Raw genomic sequence first — 1,644 nt, forward strand, 5'->3', positions numbered from 1 at the left:
CTTTGCGCGGGTTACCGGATTGACATTGCTGAGAACGAAGTATCGCTGATGCGGCTTTTGAGGAGGAAGCGCCCGAATTTGTTGTTGTTAGATGCGCATTACAGCCGCTTCAATCAAAATGGCAAATCAGCCGGCAAGCTCATCCAAAAAATTAAACACAAACACAAACGGGTTCAAATTCTTGCCGTGACCGACGGCGACGAGCGCCTGGGCTGCGCCCTGCAAGAGAATGGCGCCGACGGATGGATCGATCGCCAGATCGATTCCGATGAGTTGCTCACACGCGTTCAGCGTGTATTGGCGCTGCCCCGGCCATTCATCTTTGATGCCAACGGCGAAGACGCCGAAGTGGAAAACGGGATGAGCGTGTCTGAGTTGTCATAACTTTGTTGTGTGCTGGAACTCACAAAGGCCGGATTTCGTTTGCAACGAAGTCCGGCCTTTTTGTTTGACCACTCGCTGTGTTGCCCCTTGCTTTTTCAGGCCGGTTTATCTATTTTCTGCAGCCATAAAGATTGCTGCGGCTGTCTTGTGCTGTTTTTCGGGTGGTTTCATATTTATAATTCGAAATGGTTATTATTTATGCGACTCTTCATGTCACGTCGAATGCTTGCCCTTTCGCTTTGTCTTGGTTGCCTGGCGCTGTTCATGTTGCCTGACACGCTCACCAGCGGAAACCCTTCCTCTACCGCCGCCGATGAAGGCCAAAAAGTTTGGATATTTTTAAAAGACAAAGGTCCCCGTGTACTTGCGAAAAATGCCGCAGCGTTGGAGAATGCCAAAGCGCGGCTGTCGCAACGCGCCCTGGCGCGCCGCGCCAAAGTATTGGCGCCCGGCGCCCTCGTCGATCAAACTGATGTCGAGGTTTATCAGCCGTACATCGACGAGTTGAGCCGGTACGGCCTGAAGCCCATCACGATTTCGCGCTGGTTGAATGCCCTGACCATAAAGGCGAGGCCGGAACAAATCAAAACCGTGCAACAACTGCCGTTCGTCGACTCCGTTCGTCCGGTGGCTTCCTTGCAAACTCCGCCGTCGCCTGGCGCGCAGGAAGATCGGGGCAGCTCGCCTCAAAAAGCCGGCGCACCGCACCGGTTTTCCTATGGCCCGTCATTGACGCAGATGGAACAAATTCGCGCCACGGATTTGCACGACGCCGGCATTTCCGGCCGCGGCGTGCTGGTTGGCATGTTCGACAGCGGTTTTCGCTGGCAGGCGCATGAAGCGTTTCAACATCTCAAGAATCGCATTATTGCCGAGCGCGATTTTGTTGAAGGCGACGATGTAACCCGCAATGAAACCGGCGACCGTTCCGATCAGGACAATCATGGGACGCAGACATTTTCGGTGTTGGGCGGTTTTCAAGAGGGCCAGCTCATCGGCCCGGCATTCAGCGCCCATTTCATTCTTGCCAAAACAGAACATCTTCCCACAGAAACGCACGCCGAGGAAGATTATTGGGTTGCCGCAATGGAATGGATGGAACAGAGGGGTGTGGAAGTGACGTCGACTTCGCTCGGCTATAGCGAATTCGACCTTGGGCAAACAAATTATACGCCGGCCGACATGGACGGCAAAACCGCCATCATCACCAAAGCCGCGGAAATTGCGGTGAGCAAAGGCATCATCGTCGTCAATAGCGCC

2 protein-coding genes are annotated in these 1,644 nt (G+C 54.0%); both read left to right on the forward strand.

The genetic code is table 11. The features are described 5' to 3' along the window. On the forward strand, nucleotides 1-384 hold a 384-nt coding region (locus FBQ85_30090; GenBank protein MDL1879383.1), incomplete at its 5' end, for a response regulator. Nucleotides 385-582: 198 nt separating this feature from the next. Continuing rightward, a partial coding sequence (locus FBQ85_30095) for a hypothetical protein (protein MDL1879384.1) occupies nucleotides 583-1,644 on the forward strand: 1,062 nt, incomplete at its 3' end.

The organism is Cytophagia bacterium CHB2 (genome assembly GCA_030263535.1).
GTDB lineage: Bacteria > Zhuqueibacterota > Zhuqueibacteria > Zhuqueibacterales > Zhuqueibacteraceae > Coneutiohabitans.